This window comes from Paenibacillus sp. J2TS4 (assembly GCF_018403245.1).
Taxonomy (GTDB): domain Bacteria; phylum Bacillota; class Bacilli; order Paenibacillales; family NBRC-103111; genus Paenibacillus_L.
The window spans coordinates 1-206 of sequence record NZ_BOSH01000073.1; the positions used below are offsets into that span (position 1 = coordinate 1).

General features: G+C 42.2%; 1 protein-coding gene. It reads right to left on the reverse strand.

Translation table 11 applies throughout. From position 1 onward, the window contains the following. Positions 1–206: hypothetical protein (locus KJS69_RS29490; protein ID WP_213587803.1), on the reverse strand; the 206-nt coding region annotated here is incomplete at both ends.

The window sequence follows — 206 nt, forward strand, 5'->3', positions numbered from 1 at the left end:
TCACTTATTCCAGCAATAACGAACTCACTGTCCAGTTCAGAGGAATCTTCAACTTTTGTCTCGGTTAACCGTTCTTCCTCTTCACTTATTCCAGCAATAACGAACTCACTGTCCAGTTCAGAGGAATCTTCAACTTTTGTCTCGGTTAACCGTTCTTCCTCTTCACTTATTCCAGCAATAACGAACTCACTGTCCAGTTCAGAGGA